The 16,196-nt window shown below is 62.5% G+C and carries 16 protein-coding genes; 9 read left to right on the top strand and 7 right to left on the bottom strand.

Annotation, left to right across the window (positions count from 1 at the left end; genetic code table 11):
• The coding region (locus tag HX818_RS31235; RefSeq protein WP_177409872.1) for a hypothetical protein at positions 1 to 267 on the top strand (267 nt) is incomplete at its 5' end.
• Here HX818_RS31235 and HX818_RS13915 read toward each other — a convergent pair.
• Positions 264 to 725 carry a TIGR02444 family protein gene (locus tag HX818_RS13915; RefSeq protein ID WP_008439308.1) on the bottom strand — a complete coding sequence of 154 codons (462 nt, stop codon included), beginning with the start codon at positions 723 to 725 and terminating at the stop codon, positions 264 to 266. The genes HX818_RS31235 and HX818_RS13915 overlap by 4 nt on opposite strands.
• 50 nt (positions 726 to 775) lie before the next feature.
• Between HX818_RS13915 and HX818_RS13910 the strand changes: the two genes are divergently transcribed.
• The 3 genes from HX818_RS13910 (at position 776) to HX818_RS13900 (ending at position 4,079) form a co-directional block, all read left to right on the top strand.
• Positions 776 to 2,686 carry an ATP-binding cassette domain-containing protein gene (locus tag HX818_RS13910; RefSeq protein WP_003208841.1) on the top strand — a complete coding sequence of 637 codons (1,911 nt, stop codon included), beginning with the start codon at positions 776 to 778 and terminating at the stop codon, positions 2,684 to 2,686.
• Positions 2,686 to 3,243 (top strand): mechanosensitive ion channel family protein, encoded by a 558-nt coding sequence (locus HX818_RS13905; protein WP_177020283.1) that lies wholly within the window; start codon positions 2,686 to 2,688, stop codon positions 3,241 to 3,243. Before HX818_RS13910 ends, HX818_RS13905 begins: the two co-directional genes overlap by 1 nt.
• A gap of 203 nt (positions 3,244 to 3,446) precedes the next feature.
• A complete protein-coding gene (locus HX818_RS13900; protein WP_003208844.1) occupies positions 3,447 to 4,079 on the top strand; it encodes a LysE family transporter in 633 nt (210 codons plus the stop codon).
• 141 nt (positions 4,080 to 4,220) lie between these two features.
• Here the strand turns inward: HX818_RS13900 and HX818_RS13895 are convergent, their stop codons facing one another.
• From HX818_RS13895 to HX818_RS13880, 4 genes are read right to left on the bottom strand one after another with little or no spacing between them, the layout of a single operon-like run.
• Positions 4,221 to 4,964: a hypothetical protein gene (locus HX818_RS13895; RefSeq protein ID WP_008439305.1), complete on the bottom strand. Its 744-nt coding sequence runs from the start codon at positions 4,962 to 4,964 to the stop codon at positions 4,221 to 4,223.
• Positions 4,965 to 4,967: 3 nt separating this feature from the next.
• The gene (lpoB, locus tag HX818_RS13890) at positions 4,968 to 5,555 is read right to left on the bottom strand and encodes a penicillin-binding protein activator LpoB (RefSeq protein ID WP_003214026.1); all 588 of its coding nucleotides are present in this window, start codon (positions 5,553 to 5,555) and stop codon (positions 4,968 to 4,970) included.
• A gap of 35 nt (positions 5,556 to 5,590) precedes the next feature.
• Positions 5,591 to 5,962, bottom strand: a complete 372-nt coding sequence (locus HX818_RS13885) for a YcfL family protein (RefSeq protein ID WP_008439304.1) — start codon at positions 5,960 to 5,962, stop codon at positions 5,591 to 5,593.
• A gap of 10 nt (positions 5,963 to 5,972) precedes the next feature.
• Positions 5,973 to 7,370 (bottom strand): COG3014 family protein, encoded by a 1,398-nt coding sequence (locus tag HX818_RS13880; RefSeq protein WP_003214023.1) that lies wholly within the window; start codon positions 7,368 to 7,370, stop codon positions 5,973 to 5,975.
• 307 nt (positions 7,371 to 7,677) lie between these two features.
• On the opposite strand from HX818_RS13880, the gene HX818_RS13875 reads away from it, so the two are divergent.
• The gene (locus HX818_RS13875; RefSeq protein ID WP_177020282.1) at positions 7,678 to 9,573 is read left to right on the top strand and encodes an FTR1 family protein; all 1,896 of its coding nucleotides are present in this window, start codon (positions 7,678 to 7,680) and stop codon (positions 9,571 to 9,573) included.
• Between the two features lie 2 nt (positions 9,574 to 9,575).
• Entirely contained in the window at positions 9,576 to 10,028 is a 453-nt protein-coding gene (locus HX818_RS13870; protein ID WP_003214020.1) for a YaiI/YqxD family protein, read from the top strand.
• On the opposite strand, the gene elbB is transcribed toward HX818_RS13870, so the two are convergent.
• Positions 10,025 to 10,690, bottom strand: coding sequence for an isoprenoid biosynthesis glyoxalase ElbB (elbB, locus tag HX818_RS13865; RefSeq protein WP_003214018.1), 666 nt, complete (start codon positions 10,688 to 10,690; stop codon positions 10,025 to 10,027). The genes HX818_RS13870 and elbB overlap by 4 nt on opposite strands.
• Before the next feature lie 115 nt (positions 10,691 to 10,805).
• On the opposite strand from elbB, the gene HX818_RS13860 reads away from it, so the two are divergent.
• On the top strand, positions 10,806 to 12,041 hold the full coding sequence (locus tag HX818_RS13860) for a sterol desaturase family protein (protein ID WP_003214017.1): 1,236 nt from the start codon (positions 10,806 to 10,808) through the stop codon (positions 12,039 to 12,041).
• Here HX818_RS13860 and HX818_RS13855 read toward each other — a convergent pair.
• The gene (locus HX818_RS13855) at positions 12,022 to 12,660 is read right to left on the bottom strand and encodes a DedA family protein (protein ID WP_003214015.1); all 639 of its coding nucleotides are present in this window, start codon (positions 12,658 to 12,660) and stop codon (positions 12,022 to 12,024) included. The two genes, HX818_RS13860 and HX818_RS13855, sit on opposite strands and share 20 nt — an antisense overlap.
• Positions 12,661 to 12,889: 229 nt before the next feature.
• Here HX818_RS13855 and hemB point away from each other — a divergent pair, with 229 nt between their 5' ends.
• Both hemB and ppk1 read left to right on the top strand, forming a co-directional pair.
• Positions 12,890 to 13,903 carry a porphobilinogen synthase gene (gene hemB, locus HX818_RS13850; RefSeq protein ID WP_087693295.1) on the top strand — a complete coding sequence of 338 codons (1,014 nt, stop codon included), beginning with the start codon at positions 12,890 to 12,892 and terminating at the stop codon, positions 13,901 to 13,903.
• Between the two features lie 18 nt (positions 13,904 to 13,921).
• Positions 13,922 to 16,150, top strand: coding sequence for a polyphosphate kinase 1 (gene ppk1 / locus HX818_RS13845; protein WP_003214009.1), 2,229 nt, complete (start codon positions 13,922 to 13,924; stop codon positions 16,148 to 16,150).
• The last annotated feature ends 46 nt before the right edge of the window (positions 16,151 to 16,196 follow it).

Here is a 16,196-nt window from a genome sequence, read left to right as displayed (position 1 = left end):
AAACCTGCTGCTGCAAAACCAGCCGCGAAGCCGGCCGCTAAACCTGCTGCTGCGAAACCAGCTGCCAAGCCGGCCGCCAAACCTGCTGCTGCCAAACCAGCCGCTAAACCTGCCGCCGCCAAGCCAGCACCAGCCAAACCAGCTACTCCAGCTGCGAAGCCTGCGACCCCGGCTGCACCTGCTGCCAGCACCACAGCGCCAACCGCTCCGGCCAGCAGCACGCCTGCACCGGCAGCGCCAAGCGTCACCCCAACCAGCGCTTCCTAAGTGCCGGTAACCGCGGCGCGCAGCTGATGCAGCGCGTCGTGGTCAAGGTTGGCGGCTTCGGCCGCCAGTCCTTCAACCCATGCTTGATGATTCACCTCGGCCATCGGCCAACGCTGCGCCACACCTTCCAGGCGTGATAGCAGCAGCCTTTCTGCATCCAATTCCAAAGCCTTGACCCGCTCCCGTAACGCTCCCAGCTCAGCATCCTGCTGCGCCATGGCCCGCCATCGCGTGCGTACTTGCCGCAGCGGTTCAACCACCTCCGCCTGCCACGGCCCGGCGATCTGCCGCAGTGCCTGCAAGCGCGACGTTTCCGGCGCCACACCCCGCTGCTCCAGCCACAACCCGCACAACACCAGGCACACATCAGCCCCTTGCGCCTGCAAGCGCAGGCACGCGTCCTCGACGCCCGGGCGGGCGTAAGTCGAGAGGGCAAAGCTCCACAGGTCAGCGCACATATTCACACCCAAGCCAGCGGCCAACGAAGCTGGTAGACTCCGCCGCCATTATGATCCGACTTCAAAGCCTAACATTACAGCGTGGCCCGCAACGTCTTCTCGAAGACGCCGAGCTGACCCTGCACGCCGGTCACAAAGCCGGCCTGATCGGTGCCAACGGCGCCGGAAAATCCACGTTGTTCGCCTTGCTGCTGGGTGAGCTGACTCCCGACTCCGGGGATTGTCTGCTGCCGGCCGACTGGCGCATCGCCCATATGCGCCAGGAGATCGACACCCTCGACCGCATTGCGATCGACTACGTGCTCGATGGCGACCTGCGCCTGCGCCAGGTGCAACACGACCTCGCCGAGGCCGAGAAAGCCCAGGACGGCGCCGCACAGGCCCGCCTGCACTCGGAACTGGACAGCGCCGACGGCTACACCGCCGACGCGCGTGCGCGCAAGATGCTTGCCGGCCTTGGCTTTACCAACGAACAGATGGACCGCCCGGTCGCCGACTTCTCCGGTGGCTGGCGCATGCGCCTGAACCTGGCCCAGGCGCTGATGTGCCCCTCGGACCTGTTGCTGCTCGATGAACCGACCAACCACCTGGACCTCGATGCGATCCTGTGGCTGGAAGACTTCCTGAAAAGCTACCCGGGCACCTTGCTGCTGATTTCCCACGACCGGGATTTCCTCGACGCCGTGGTGGACAACATTGCCCACGTCGACCAGAAGAAAATCACCCTGTACCGCGGCGGCTACAGCGCCTTCGAACGCGCCCGTGCCGAACGCCTGGCCCAGCAACAGCAGGCCTACGAGAAGCAGCAGGCGCAGCGCGCGCACATGGAAAGCTACATCGCCCGGTTCAAGGCCCAGGCCACCAAGGCCCGTCAGGCCCAGAGCCGGATCAAGGCCCTGGAGCGCATGGAAGAACTGTCGGCGGCCCACGTCGATTCACCGTTCGACTTTGTGTTCCGCGAATCGGTGAAAATCTCCAGCCCGCTGCTGGACCTTTCCGATGCCCGCCTGGGCTATGGCGACAAGACCATCCTCGAGAAGGTCAAGTTGCAGCTCACCCCTGGCGCGCGGATCGGCCTGCTCGGCCCCAACGGCGCGGGCAAGTCGACCTTGATCAAAAACCTCTCGGGCGAATTGCAGCCCCTGGCCGGTCGCCTGGTGCGCGGTGAGAACCTGGTGGTGGGCTACTTCGCCCAGCACCAGCTGGACTCCCTCGACGCCAAGGCCAGCCCGCTGCTGCACCTGCAGCGCCTGGCGCCGACCGAACGCGAACAGACCCTGCGGGACTTCCTCGGTGGTTTCGACTTCCGTGGTGCGCGCATCGACGAGCCGGTGCTGAATTTTTCCGGTGGCGAAAAGGCCCGCCTGGCCCTGGCCCTGATCGCCTGGGACCGGCCAAACCTGTTGCTGCTCGACGAACCGACCAACCACCTCGACCTGGAAATGCGCCTGGCGTTGACCATGGCCCTGCAGGAATTCAGCGGCGCGGTACTGGTGGTGTCTCACGATCGCCACCTGCTCAAGAGCACCACGGATAACTTCCTGCTGGTGGCTGATGGCAAGGTCGAGGAATTCGACGGCGACCTGGAAGACTATGCCCGTTGGCTGTCGGACTACCGCCTGCGCAACGCGCCGGTCAGCAACACGCCGGTCAACCCGGACAAGACCGACAAGAAGGCCCAGCGCCAGGCCGCGGCTGCATTGCGTCAGCAACTGGCCCCGCACAAGCGTGAAGCGGACAAGCTGGAAGCCGAATTGGGCAAGATCCACGAGAAGCTGGCGAAGATCGAAACCAGCCTGGGTGACAGCGCCGTCTACGAGCCTGCCCGCAAGGATGAATTGCGCGACCTGCTGGCTGAACAGGCCAAGCTCAAGGTACGTGAAGCGCAGTTGGAGGAGACCTGGATGGAAGCCCTCGAACTGCTGGAATCCTTGCAAGCAGAGCTGGAGGCGCTGTCCTGATGGAAGCGCTGCAACTGCCGGCCCAATGGATCGCGCCGATCTGGGTGGCCGTACAGATTCTGCTGATCCTGCTGGCCGGCTATCTCGCCCAGCGTTTCGTCGCCAAATGCCTGAACCGCCTGGGGGAACGTTATCCGTTCCCGCCGCAGTTGCTGATGCCGCTGCGCGGCGGCCTGCGCTGGCTGATCATGGGCAGCGCGCTGATCTTCGTGCTGGAGCGCCTGGGCGTCTCTGCCACGGTGTTGTGGACAGCGTTGTCGGGTTTTGTGGCGGTGGCCGCGGTGGCGTTCTTCGCCATGTGGTCGGTGTTGTCCAACCTGCTGTGCGCCATCCTGATCTTCACCGTCGGGCCGTTCCGCCTGGGCGATGTGGTCGAGTTGGTGGACACCGTCGACAAGCCCGGCGTCAAAGGCCGGGTGGTGGCGATCAACCTGCTCTACACCACGCTGATCGAAGTGGAAGAGGCCGGTACCGGCAGTGTCATGGTGCAAGTGCCCAACAGCCTGTTCTTCCAGCGCTCGGTGCGCCGTTGGCGCGACAGCGACGTGCTGCCTTAATCTGTGGCGAGGGAGCTTGCTCCCGCTGGGCTGCGTAGCAGCCCCAAAAAAAGCCGGGAGCGCTACGCACTCCAGCGGGAGCAAGCTCCCTCGCCACAGCAAGCCCCCTCGCCACAAAGGCGCACCCCAAAATTTTTCTAGCCATTTCTCGGCCGGCAGCGTTAGTTTAGAAACATTCAGCAAACTAAGCTCTGAGGTGTGTAATGGCGCTCGACACATGGCTGGCCTTTTTCCTGGCCAGTTGGATCATCAGTCTTTCCCCTGGCGCCGGTGCCATTGCGTCGATGTCCAGCGGCCTGCAATACGGTTTCCTGCGCGGTTACTGGAATGCCCTGGGCCTGCAATTGGGCCTGGCGATGCAGATTGCCGTGGTCGCCGGTGGCCTGGGGGCGATTCTCGCGGCATCTTCCACCGCGTTCTATGCGATCAAGTGGTTCGGTGTGGCGTACCTGGTGTACCTGGCCATCAAGCAATGGCGCGCGCTGCCAACCGACCTTAGCGATGACGCGGCGATCCGCCCGATCGGCAAGCCGATGGCGATGATGTTCCGTGGGTTTCTGGTCAACGCCAGCAACCCCAAGGCCCTGGTGTTCATGCTGGCGGTGTTGCCACAGTTCGTGAACCCGCAGGCGCCGTTGCTGAACCAGTACCTGATCCTGGGTGCGACAATGATCTGCGTGGACATGATCGTGATGGCTGGCTACACCGGGCTGGCGTCGAAAGTGTTGCGCCTGTTGCGCACACCGAAGCAGCAGAAACGCATGAACCGTACGTTTGCTGGCTTGTTCGTTGGGGCGGCGGGGTTCCTGGCCAGCTTGCATCGCGCAACGGCTTAACTGACGAAACCGGATCAAAAATGTGGGAGCGGGCTTGCTCGCGAATGCGCAGTGTCAGTCACCAGATGTATTGACTGATCCACCGCATTCGCGAGCAAGCCCGCTCCCACATTGGTTTTATGTCGGTAGCGGGATTTTCGTTCAGCGCAGGATCTTCGGCGCTTCATCCCGTGGCAGGTTATTGCGCAATGCAGGCTGTCCAGGTGCTTCCTGATAACCACCGCCGAGTTGTTCGGCCAACTGCCGCGCCACATCCTCGCCCAACGCCTTCGACACTTCCCGCACCACGCGAGGCCGGTTCAGGCTCACGCGCACGTCACGGTTGTTCACCAGCTTGGTGTCCTGGCCTTCGCCCATGGCGGTAAACGCCGAGGTGATCTCAAAGGTGCGGGTGTTGATCAGGCTGAAATCCGCCACCAGCGTCAGGCCCAGCACCGCCGAGTAGCTGTTGGTGTGGTCCAGCGCGTTGATGTCCTGGGTGAAGTCGATGTCCGACAAGGTGCCGAACAGCACGTAGTCCGCACCCTTGAAGTTACCGGCCTTGATCCGCTTGATCACGTCATACACATCGCCCTTGGCGTCTGCGGTGTAAGGCGTGCCCTGCACCAGCTGGAACTGCCGCGACTTGAGGATTTCCCCCTTGATGTCGCCGCTGAACTTGCGCAGCTCGGTCTGCTCGATGTAGCTGGTACGGCTTTCATACTCGCTGTAGCTCGAGCCGCCGCTGGCGTTGTAGGCGCTGGCCTGGAAATTGTTGCTGGCCGCGACCTGGTGGATGTACTCCTCCACGCGAGCCTCGTAGGCCAGGTCGGTTACCGCGATCTTCGGTGCGGCCGAGGCGCCAAAGGCGCACAGCAGGCCGATCATGCCGATCCATGCACGCATTGCTTAGCGCTCCGTGGTCTTGCGGATTTCTTTTTCGTCCATCCATTCGGCCAGGCCGCTTTCGACGTCGACCAGTTGCAGGCTGAACTTGTAGAACACGTCCTTGTAGTCCGAGCTGCGCTTGACGATGGAGCTGATGGAGCCTTCCAGGCGGTACTTGGCGGCGACCATGTTGCCGGTCTTGCTGACGGTCGACTTCTTGTACAGGCCGCTCTGGTTCTGCAGTTTCAGCTGGTCGACCTGGCTTTGCATGTCAGTGTTGTCGCTGGCGAAGCGGGCGGTGCCGGTCTTCATCAGCTGGGTCTTGATCGACGTGGTGATCTCGCGGGTATCGATGTACTCGCTGGTCTTGTTCTTCACGTCATACACCTGCACCACCGGGCGGCCTTGCAGGATGCCGGACTGGGCCAGGGAGCGGGTCATGCTTTCGGCGATCATCTGCAGGTCGGTGGAGCCGAACTCGTTGGTCACCAGTTCCACGGCCTTGCTGTCGCCGTAGCTGATGTTTTTACCGCCCAGGACTGGCGAGGTGTTGGCGCAGCCGCTGGCCAGGACGGCCACCACGGCGAGGAACGAGAAGCGTGCAAACATGGGGATGTCTCTCTGAAACTGAATGAGTGGGTGGATCAAGGCGTCTTCACTTCAAGGCGGAAGTCGGCAGCCTGGGGCAGGTTGGCGATGGCCGGCAGGAAGGTCGCCTGGTTTGCGTAGAGGTTCAGCACCTTCCAGGTCTCTTCATCACCCACCGGGAAACCGTCGGCACCCAGCCAGGCGAAGCGGTAATACATCATCTGGTTGCTACTGGTGATGTTGCTCAACTGCACCTTGGCGGTCAGGAAACCGTTTTCCCGGGCGACACGGATGGCGCCGACGGCGATGCCCTTGAACTTGCCCATCACCACGATCTTGCTCGCGGCGCTTCCGGGTTCCGGCGGTGGCGGGGTGGCGCAACCGGCCAGCAGGACCAGCGCCAGGGCGCCGAGGATGAAATGACGCATAGCGTGCTCCTTAAGGTTGTTTGAGAGTGGCGACGGCCTGGGGCGGATTGTTCTGCACCACGTGGGCTGCAAGACCGCCGGCGAAGACTTGGTTGCCAACCACGCGCAGGGTGATCACCTGGTAGCGCTGATCGGCCTTGACCGTCACCAGCGTGCCGCCCAGGGCGTTGGGCAGGCTGACCTGGTGCTCGCCGTGCTTGAGGCGCAGGCGTGTCACCTGGGTCATGTCCGGCAGGGTGCGCCAGGTGCGGGTGTCGGCGCCTTCGGTGACGGCCGAGGCAATACCGAGTACCAGGCCTGCCATCGGGTTGGTCTTGTTCAGGTTGTTCTGGGTGATGCCGCGAGTGACGGCGCGCACGGTGGTGCGCAGGATGATCCCCGGCATGTCATCCCGCAGGGCGCGGCGGGACATGGCGGTGGTGCTGTTGAGGGCAGTGAGGTTCTGTTGCCGGCCGTCGACACCGATCTGGGCGAAGGGCGCGGTCGAGGTGTCGGGCTTGATCACCGGGAACGACAGTGGCGTGATCACCAGGTGGCCGTCGATGGGGATCGGCAACGGCAGGCGAATCGAGTCGCGGGCCGGCGCCAGGCCGCTTTGCACCACGATCAGCACGTCAGTCTCGTCCGCACCGACCTTGGATTTGTCCAGGTCGAGCAGGGCCTGTTCCAGCAGCGGTGTGTTGGGGCGCAGTTCGGCGGCCTTGCGATAACCCGGTGCGGCCAGGTCTTTTTCGCCCAGGGCTTCGTAGACGAAGCCGGCCAGGTAGTGGCTGAAAGCGCTCTGGTAGCTGTTCTTCAGGCCTACCACTTCAGGGGCATTGAGGCTTTCCACCGGGTAGCCGCGCAGGTCCTTGAACTGGGTCGCGATGCCCTGGCGCTCGGCCTCGTTTTCGCTCTTGAGGTATTCCTTGTCCCGCAGGTCGGCAATCACCGCTTCGCGTTCGTGGGTCTTCTTGATCTCGGTGCGGGCACCGTCGAAGTCATTCAGCGCCAGCAGGTTGAGGGCCATCTGGGTGGTCAGCATGACCTTTTCGTAGTCGTAGCCTTCGTAACGGCGGACCTTGTCATTGACCAGGAAGGCGCCGAACTGCGCGAGGTACTTGTCGGTGTCGAACTTGACCGACTCTTCCCACTTGTAGACTTGCAGGTCGGCGCTGCGCCAGGCGACCTGGCTGCCGGTCAGGTCGCCCTTGGCGCGCAGCAACTCACCCTTTTCGAAGTAGTAGAGAAGGTCCTTGTCGTCGCCGGTGTTGTTCTTCTCAAGCAGCGTCAGCGCGGCGTCGACGTTGCCGGTGGCCAACTGCTGATTGGTGGCTTGCAGCTCGGTGTCGTAGCTGCGAAACATCGAACAACCGGACAGCAAGGTCACTGCCGCGAGCGCGAGCGAGGTAAAGGCGCGAGATGCCATCGGAGAGCTTCTTCCCTGAACGTAATCGGCCGAATGTGCTGGTCGGGCCGAATCACCAATGGCAGGAAGGCGTTGCGATCCGGCCAATTCCTCATAAAAAGAGGAGCTGAAATGCCATTTCGAAATAACGAAGGCGCGGCATTATAAGCTGCATTGCTGGCAAAACAATGGCCTTTTGGATCCGATTTTTAGCTCGGATGCCACTACCTCAGTGTCGTTATCCCTATCCCCGAATCACTAACGCCTTGAGTCAAACCCCTTAAGGTTTGACAATGTGTTACTTCGTATTTCCCTTTGAGATTCATTCATGATTGCCCCCTTCCGTTTTCTTGCCTGGCTGGTGCTTCCGGCGTTGATGTCGTGCAGCTTCAACCTGCTGGCTGCGACTGCCGAGGGCGCCCCGCAGGCCCTGCATTTACTGGATTACATCGGTGCGGACTACCCGCCGACGGTGGAGGCGGGCAAGGTTATCGATGATTCCGAATACCGTGAACAGGTAGAGTTTCTCGGGGTGTTGCAGGGGCTTGTGGCCGATCTACCGGAAAAGCCCGAGCGCGCCGAACTGATCAAAGGCGTGGATGAACTGCTGGCCGCCGTAACGGCCCATCAGGACGGCGCGGTGGTTGCGCACCAGGCCCGGCAATTGGGCGCCAAGTTGGCAGTGGCCTATGAAGTCAGCCAGGCCCCGGCCATTACCCCCGATCCGACGCGCGGTGCGCCGCTGTACGCGCAGAACTGCTCGGTGTGCCACGGCGCCACAGGCGCCGGCGATGGCGCCGCAAGCGTGGGCATGACGCCGCCGCCCGCCAACCTGCGGGACGCTGCACGCCTCGATCGCTTGAGCCTCTACGCGATCTACAACACCCTGGGTCTGGGCGTGGAAGGCACCGACATGCCGTCGTTTGCCGATCAACTGGACGACCGCCAGCGCTGGGACCTGGCGACCTATATCGCCGGCTTCACCGCCGACCCGGCTGCCGCGAACAGTGAAAAGTCCTTCAACCTCGCCGACCTCGCGCGCCAGACCCCCAACGAAGTGCTGGCTGCCGAAGGTCCCGGCGCAGTTGCCACCTTCCGCGCCCAGCGCGCCCAACCGCCGCAGGTCAAGCGTGGCCCGGCGCAGTTGCTTGAATACACCGCGGCCACCCTCGACAAAAGCCTCGCCGCGTTCCGCAATGGCGAGCACGAGCAGGCCTACGACCTGTCGGTAGCGGCTTACCTGGAAGGTTTCGAGCTGGTTGAAAGCTCCCTCGATAACGTTGATGCCAACGTGCGCAAGGACACCGAAAAGGCCCTGATGGCCTACCGGCAGTCATTGCAGGACGGCTTGCCGATCGAGCAAGTGCAGCAGCGCCTGGATGTGGCCAAGGGCAAGCTCACCGAGTCCGCCGGCCTGCTGGGCAGCGATGGCTTGAGCTGGTCCCTGAGCTACATCTCCGGTTTGCTGATCCTGCTGCGCGAAGGCCTGGAAGCGATCCTGGTGCTGGCGGCGATTCTCGCGTTCCTGCGCAACACCGGCCAGCAATCGGCGGTGCGCAGCGTCAACGTCGGCTGGGGCCTGGCGCTGTTGGCCGGCTTGGCGACGTGGGCGTTGGCGGCTTATGTGATCGACGTCAGCGGCGCCCAGCGCGAGTTGCTGGAAGGCTGCACGGCGCTGTTTGCCAGCGTGATGGTGCTGTGGCTCGGGGTGTGGATGCACGACCGCCGTCACGCGGCCGCCTGGCAGGACTACATCAAGAGCAGCCTGGTGGGCGGTGGCGGGCGCTTCGGTTTTGCGATGCTGGCGTTCTTCTCGGTGTACCGCGAGCTGTTCGAAGTGATCCTGTTCTACGAAACCCTGTGGTTGCAGGCCGGCCCTGCCGGGCACAACGCGGTATTGGCCGGTGGCGCCACGGCGCTGGTGCTGTTGGTGGGCCTGGCCTGGGTGATTCTGCGGGGCTCGGCGAAACTGCCGCTGGCGCTGTTCTTCGGTATAAACGCGGCGTTGCTGTGCGCGCTGTCGGTGGTATTCGCCGGGCATGGCGTCAAGGCGTTGCAGGAAGCCGGGATCTTCGGCACCCGGCCGGTGGCGTTCTTTGACTTCGACTGGCTGGGCATTCACGCCGATGCCTATTCCCTGAGCGCCCAGGCCGTGGCGATCCTGGCGATTGTGGTTCTGTACGGTCGCAGCCGGCTCGCTGAAAAGCGCCGGGTGGTGGCTTAACCATGCGCGTGTGGATCGATGCAGACGCCTGCCCCCGGGCGGCCAAGGATCAGGTGGTGAAGTTCGCCCTCAAGCGCCAGTTCGAAGTGGTGCTGGTGGCCGGGCAGAGCCAGATCAAGCCGAGCTTCTCGTGCGTGAAGTTGATCGTGGTGCCCAGCGGCCCGGACGCGGCCGATGACTACCTGGTGGAGCACGCCGTGCCCGGTGACCTGGTGATCTGCAGCGATGTGCCGTTGGCCGACCGCTTGGTGAAGAATGGCGTGGCTGCGCTCGACCCACGAGGCAAGGAGTTCAGCCCGCAGAACATGAGCGAGCGGCTGGCGGTGCGTAACCTGTTCACCGATCTGCGGGAGCAGGGGCAGATGGGCGGTGGCCCGCCGCCCCATGGGGACAAGGACAAGCAGGCGTTTGCCAATTCGCTGGATCGGATTCTGACCCGGCTGATGAAGGCCTAATCGTTCTCGTGGGTGAGTTCCAGCACCCGGTCCACCAGCTTGTTGATGCCTGACGCCACTTCGCTGATGCGTTTTCCCAGCATGTAGGCCGGGGTACTCACCAGCTTGCGCGCCTTGTCTTCGACGATGTCGTCGACCGCGCATTCCTGGTGGGTGGCGCCCATCTTGTCCATGGCGGCTGCGGTGTCGGCGTCATTGCCGATGGTGCAGGTCACGCCTGGGCCATAGATCTTCGCTGCCAGCGCTGGCGAGATGCAGATCAGCCCGACGGGCTTGCCCGCTTCGGCAAACGCCTCGGCCAGTTCCAGCACCTGCGGGTTGACGCTGCACCCGGCGCCTTCCACGGCAAAGTTCGACAGGTTCTTCGCCGCGCCAAACCCCCCGGGCACGATCAGTGCGTCGAAATCCTCGGCGTTGGCCTCACGAATGTCCTTCACCTCGCCACGGGCAATGCGCGCCGACTCCACCAGCACATTGCGCGACTCGGGCATCTCCTCCCCCGTCAGGTGGTTGATCACATGCAACTGGGCAATGTTCGGCGCAAAACACTGCACCTCGGCGCCGCGCTGGTCCAGGCGCAGCAGGGTGATCACGCTTTCATGAACCTCAGCCCCGTCGTACACGCCACAGCCGGAAAGGATCACTGCAATCTTTTTGCTCATGGGCATTTCTCCTGATTCATGGCGTTAAATGTCTACTCATTTGTCACTCATTGCCAATGGGATATCCAGCCGCTACACCTACTCTAGATGTAACAATAATTGACCGGACTTGCCCATGGACTTCGTCCCTTACGCGGTACCGTTTTTCATTGCCTTGATCGTGGTCGAGCTGCTGGCCGACTACCGGCGCGGCCAACGCAACTACCGGGTGGCCGACGCCATCAACAGCCTCAGCACCGGCGTGCTGTCCACCACCACGGGGCTGCTGACCAAAGGGGTGGGCATCCTCACCTATGCCTTCGCCCTCAAGCACCTGGCGATCATCGAGCTGTCGGCCCAGAGCGTCTGGACCTGGGTGTTCGCCTTTGTGTTCTATGACTTCTGCTACTACTGGCTGCATCGCATGGGCCATGAGCGCAACATCCTCTGGGCCGCGCATTCCGTGCACCACCAGAGCGAGGACTACAACCTCAGCACCGCCTTGCGCCAGACCAGCACCGGCTTCCTGCTGAGCTGGATCTTTTACCTGCCGCTGGCCGTGTTGGGCGTGCCGCTGGTGGTGTTTATCAGCGTGGCGTCCCTCAACCTGTTGTATCAATTCTGGGTGCATACGCGGCATGTGCCGAAGCTCGGCTGGTACGAGTGGTTCTTCGTCACGCCATCCAATCATCGGGCCCACCATGCACAGAACGCTCTCTACATGGATCGCAACTACGGCGGGGTGTTCATTATTTGGGACCGCCTGTTTGGCTCCTTCCAGGAAGAAGACGATAACGAGCCGGTAATCTTTGGCGTGACCACGCCCTTGGCCAGTTGGAACCCGCTGTGGGCCAACCTGCAGTTTTATGCGCAGCTGTGGAGTGATGCACGGCGCACCGAAAGTGGGTGGGACAAGCTGCGGATCTGGTTCATGCGCACCGGTTGGCGCCCGGCGGATGTGGCGGCAAAGTACCCGATGGCCAAGCCGGACTTGAGCCAGTTCCGCAAGTTCGAGGTGCCGCTGGATGGGCGCCAACAGATTTACATCGCGCTGCAGTTTGCCGCGTACGTGGGTTTTGGCAGCTACCTGATGAATTTCGGCGAGGGCTTGCCGACCGCTGCCCTGGTGTTGGGCTGGAGCGCGATGGCATTGGGGTTGTTTACCCTGGGGGTGGCGCTGGAGAATCGCCCGTGGGCGTTGAAGGCTGAGCTGGTGCGCCTGGCACTGAATGTGCCTTTGGTGTGGCTGGCGCCGCTGGTGGGGCTGTGGCCGGCCAGCGCGTTGGGCTGGCTGGGCCTGGTCAGTTACAGCTTGCTCAGCGGCATCGGCCTCTACTGTTGCAGAGACCGGCTTACTCGACTGGCGTCGTAGGCTTTTCGGCTTTTTCAGGTTCGCCGGCCGCCAGGCGAACCTTCTCGGCGGCACAGGCTTCGCGGGTCAGGCGGGCGTTCTTGACGCGCCGGCGGATCCACAAGCCCAGGCCCAGCACCAGCAGTGCGCCCAGCACCCACAGCTCGTACTTCTTGACGCTGCCCAGCATGCCTTCCAGTACCGCGCCGAAATGGTAAGCCGCAGCGCCCAGCGCAGCGGCCCACACGGCGGCGCCAATCCCGTTGAGCAACAGGTAGCGACCCGGCGGGTAGCCCGACAAACCAATGGCCACCGGCATCACCGTGCGCAAACCGTAGACAAACCGGAAGCTCAGCACCCAGATGTCCGGGTGCTTGCGAATATGCTCCAGGGCCTTGTCGCCCAGCAGTTGCCAGCGCGGCTTGCGCGCCAACAGTTTGCGGCCGTGCTTGCGTCCCAGGAAGTACCACAACTGGTCGCCGGCGTAGCTGCCGAAAAAGGCAACGACCACCACCAGGTTGATATCCATGTATCCACGGAACGCCAGGAAGCCTGCGAGAACCAGGATGGTTTCGCCTTCGAAGAAGGTGCCTAGGAACAGCGCAAAGTAGCCGAAGTCATGCAGAAATTGTTGAAGCATGGTCTGGGTGCTGGCGAAATGAACGCGCAGCCTACGCCTTCGTGAACATTCATGAAAGTATCGAGATGTGTCACGAAGTGAACAATTCCTACATAAACGACGAATGCGACTACAGGTCGCACGCCGGTTGCCTTACGGCGCATGAGCTAACCACAACTGTAATTCCTTCGTCATAATGGCCGCTTATAACTGTCACGCTCGCCCGTCAAGCCGGGCTCAGGAGTCTGCCGTGAGCTTTACCCCCGCCAACCGCCTGTTTCCCGCCACTCGTCTGCGTCGCAACCGTCGTGATGATTTTTCCCGGCGCCTGGTGCGTGAAAACGTGCTGACGGTGAATGATCTGATCCTGCCGGTGTTTGTGCTGGACGGTGAAAATCGTCGGGAAGCGGTGGCGTCGATGCCGGGCGTGGAGCGCTTGACCATTGATTTGCTGCTCGAAGAGGCCGCGAACTGGGTTGAACTGGGGATTCCGGCGCTGGCGCTGTTCCCGGTCACGCCGTCTGGGCTGAAGTCACTGGACGCCGCCGAAGCCTGGAACCCCGACGGCATCGCCCAGCGCGCCACCCGCGCCTTGCGCGAACGCTTTCCGGAGCTGGGGGTGATTACCGATGTGGCGCTGGACCCGTTCACCACCCACGGGCAGGATGGCATTCTCGACGAAGAAGGCTATGTTCAGAACGACATCACCGTTGATGCGCTGGTAAAACAGGCCTTGTCCCACGCCGCAGCGGGCGCCCAGGTGGTGGCCCCCTCGGACATGATGGACGGTCGCATCCAGGCGATTCGCGAAGCCCTGGAACTGGCCGGACACGTCAACGTGCGCATCATGGCCTACTCGGCCAAGTACGCCAGCGCCTATTACGGCCCGTTCCGCGATGCGGTGGGCTCGGCGCTGAACCTGGGCAAGGCCAACAAGGCCTCGTACCAGATGGACCCGGCCAACAGCCACGAAGCCCTGCACGAAGTGGCCGCGGACCTGGCCGAAGGCGCCGACATGGTGATGGTCAAGCCCGGGATGCCGTACCTCGACATCCTTTATCGGGTCAAAGAGGAATTCAAGGTGCCGACCTTTGTCTATCAGGTCAGCGGTGAATACGCCATGCACATGGCCGCGATCCAGAATGGTTGGTTGAGTGAAGGGGTGATCCTTGAATCCCTGACTGCCTTTAAACGCGCGGGTGCTGATGGCATCCTGACTTACTTCGCCGCCCGCGCCGCCCAATTGCTTAGAGAGCAACACTAGCCCTCACAGGAACACTCGATGAATACCGAAGGACTCACAGAAGTTGCCGTAAAAGACGCTCACCCGGTGGTCGAACAAGCTACCGAGACCCCGCCGGAGCTGGAGCCGGCCCCGCCTGCCGTGGTGGCCGAAGCGCCCGCTGCCGCGCCGGTACCGGTGGTTGCGGTTACCAACCTGGATGACAGCAGCCTGTACATCCATCGCGAGCTGTCACAACTGCAATTCAACATCCGCGTGCTGGAACAGGCACTGGATGAGTCCTATCCGTTGCTGGAGCGGCTGAAATTCCTGCTGATCTTCTCCAGCAACCTGGACGAGTTCTTCGAGATCCGTGTCGCCGGCCTGAAGAAGCAGATCACGTTCGCCCGTGAACAAGCCGGTGCCGACGGCCTGCAACCGCATCAGGCCCTGGCCCGCATCAGCGAGCTGGTACACGGCCACGTGGACCGCCAATACGCGATCCTCAATGACATCCTGCTGCCGGAACTGGAAAAGCATCACGTGCGCTTCATCCGGCGCCGGCACTGGACCACCAAGATCAAGACCTGGGTGCGCCGCTACTTCCGCGACGAAATCTCGCCGATCATCACCCCCATCGGCCTCGACCCGACGCACCCGTTCCCGCTGCTGGTGAACAAGAGCCTGAACTTCATCGTCGAGCTGGAAGGTATCGATGCCTTCGGTCGCGACTCGGGCCTTGCGATCATTCCGGCACCGCGCCTGTTGCCACGGATCATCAAGGTACCGGAAGAGGTGGGGGGCGCTGGCGATAACTATGTATTCCTTTCGTCGATGATCCACGCCCACGCCGATGACCTGTTCCAGGGCATGAAGGTCAAGGGCTGCTACCAGTTCCGCCTGACCCGTAACGCCGACTTGGCGCTGGACTCCGAAGACGTCGAAGACTTGGCCCGCGCCCTGCGCGGCGAGCTGTTCTCCCGTCGCTACGGTGATGCGGTGCGCCTGGAAGTGGCGGACACCTGCCCGAAACACCTGTCCGACTACCTGCTCAAGCAGTTCAACCTGAGCGAGACCGAGCTGTACCAGGTCAATGGCCCGGTGAACCTGACGCGCCTGTTCAGCATTACTGGCCTGGACAGCCACCCGGAGCTGCAATACACGCCGTTCACCCCGCAGATCCCGAAACTGCTGCAAAACAGCGAAAACATCTTCAGTGTGGTGAGCAAGCAGGACATTCTGCTGCTGCACCCATTCGAGTCCTTCACCCCGGTGGTCGACCTGCTGCGTCAGGCCGCCAAGGACCCGCACGTGCTGGCTGTGCGCCAAACCCTGTACCGCTCCGGCGCCAACTCCGAAATCGTCGATGCGCTGGTAGACGCCGCGCGTAACGGCAAGGAAGTGACGGCGGTGATTGAACTGCGGGCGCGGTTCGACGAAGAGTCCAACCTGCAACTGGCCAGCCGCCTGCAGGCGGCCGGTGCGGTGGTGATCTACGGCGTGGTCGGCTTCAAGACCCACGCCAAGATGATGCTGATCCTGCGCCGCGAAGCCGGTGAGATCGTGCGCTACGCCCACTTGGGCACCGGCAACTACCACGCCGGCAACGCCAAGCTCTACACCGACTACAGCCTCCTGACCTCCGACGATGCCTTGTGTGAAGACGTCGGCAAGCTGTTCAGCCAGTTGATCGGCATGGGCAAGACCCTGCGCATGAAGAAACTGCTGCACGCGCCGTTCACCCTGAAGAAGGGCATGCTCGACATGATTGCCCGCGAGACCCAGTTCGCCCTCGAAGGCAAGCCGGCGCACATCATCGCCAAGTTCAACTCGCTGACCGATCCGAAGATCATCCGCGCGCTGTACAAGGCCAGCCAGTCGGGTGTGCGTATCGATTTGGTGGTGCGTGGCATGTGCTGCCTGCGGCCGGGCATCGCCGGGGTCTCCCATAACATCCACGTGCGTTCGATCATCGGGCGCTTCCTGGAGCACACGCGGGTGTTCTACTTCCTCAATGGCGGCGAGGAGCAGATGTTCCTCTCCAGTGCCGACTGGATGGAGCGCAACCTCGACAAACGCGTGGAGACCTGCTTCCCGGTGGAAGGCAAGAAACTGATCATGCGGGTCAAGAAGGAGCTGGAAAGTTATCTCACCGATAACACCCACAGCTGGAGCCTGCAGTCGGACGGGCGCTACGTGCGCAACACCCCGACCGGCAACCAGAACCCGCGCAGCGCCCAGGCGACATTGCTGGAGAAGCTGGGCAGCCCGATTCTGACGGTGAACTAAAAACCGACGCGGTCAAAAATGTGGGAGCGGGCTTGCTCGCGAAGGC

Origin of the sequence: Pseudomonas sp. F9001 (assembly GCF_013385435.1) — a bacterium.
Lineage (GTDB): Bacteria > Pseudomonadota > Gammaproteobacteria > Pseudomonadales > Pseudomonadaceae > Aquipseudomonas.
Note: the sequence above shows the minus strand (reverse complement) of the source record. Positions and strands in the feature narration are given on the sequence as shown.

Bases quoted from the DNA above. Each gene is read 5' to 3' on its own strand.
- HX818_RS13915 (WP_008439308.1), bottom strand. From the start codon at position 725: ATGTGCGCTGACCTGTGGAGCTTTGCCCTCTCGACTTACGCCCGCCCG.
- HX818_RS13910 (WP_003208841.1), top strand. From the start codon at position 776: ATGATCCGACTTCAAAGCCTAACATTACAGCGTGGCCCGCAACGTCTT.
- HX818_RS13905 (WP_177020283.1), top strand. From the start codon at position 2,686: ATGGAAGCGCTGCAACTGCCGGCCCAATGGATCGCGCCGATCTGGGTG.
- HX818_RS13900 (WP_003208844.1), top strand. From the start codon at position 3,447: ATGGCGCTCGACACATGGCTGGCCTTTTTCCTGGCCAGTTGGATCATC.
- HX818_RS13895 (WP_008439305.1), bottom strand. From the start codon at position 4,964: ATGCGTGCATGGATCGGCATGATCGGCCTGCTGTGCGCCTTTGGCGCC.
- lpoB (WP_003214026.1), bottom strand. From the start codon at position 5,555: ATGTTTGCACGCTTCTCGTTCCTCGCCGTGGTGGCCGTCCTGGCCAGC.
- HX818_RS13885 (WP_008439304.1), bottom strand. From the start codon at position 5,962: ATGCGTCATTTCATCCTCGGCGCCCTGGCGCTGGTCCTGCTGGCCGGT.
- HX818_RS13880 (WP_003214023.1), bottom strand. From the start codon at position 7,370: ATGGCATCTCGCGCCTTTACCTCGCTCGCGCTCGCGGCAGTGACCTTG.
- HX818_RS13875 (WP_177020282.1), top strand. From the start codon at position 7,678: ATGATTGCCCCCTTCCGTTTTCTTGCCTGGCTGGTGCTTCCGGCGTTG.
- HX818_RS13870 (WP_003214020.1), top strand. From the start codon at position 9,576: ATGCGCGTGTGGATCGATGCAGACGCCTGCCCCCGGGCGGCCAAGGAT.
- elbB (WP_003214018.1), bottom strand. From the start codon at position 10,690: ATGAGCAAAAAGATTGCAGTGATCCTTTCCGGCTGTGGCGTGTACGAC.
- HX818_RS13860 (WP_003214017.1), top strand. From the start codon at position 10,806: ATGGACTTCGTCCCTTACGCGGTACCGTTTTTCATTGCCTTGATCGTG.
- HX818_RS13855 (WP_003214015.1), bottom strand. From the start codon at position 12,660: ATGCTTCAACAATTTCTGCATGACTTCGGCTACTTTGCGCTGTTCCTA.
- ppk1 (WP_003214009.1), top strand. From the start codon at position 13,922: ATGAATACCGAAGGACTCACAGAAGTTGCCGTAAAAGACGCTCACCCG.